This is a genomic window from Rhizobium sp. SVR5-2C (assembly GCF_056755115.1).
On the sequence record NZ_JBNDHT010000420.1, the window covers coordinates 1 to 265 of the forward strand.

Consider the following 265-nt stretch of genomic DNA (forward strand, 5'->3'; position numbering starts at 1 on the left):
CATTCAAACCGATGCTTCGCTCAATCCCGGCAACTCCGGCGGCGCCCTTGTCAACCTCGACGGAGAGCTTGTCGGCATCAACAGCGCCATCATCGGCCCCTCAGGCAGCAATATCGGCATCGGCTTTGCCATCCCGATCAACACGGTGAGAGGGACCATGCAACAACTGATTGACCATGGTGAAATTCGCCGCGGCCACCTCGGCGTTCTAGTGCAGGACAACAATACAGACTTCGAGAAAGCTCTGGGGATCAATGTATCCATT

1 protein-coding gene is annotated in these 265 nt (G+C 55.8%); it reads left to right on the forward strand.

The window, feature by feature from the left end:
• Positions 1 to 265: S1C family serine protease (locus ACPYOI_RS36355; RefSeq protein WP_481424213.1), on the forward strand; the 265-nt coding region annotated here is incomplete at both ends.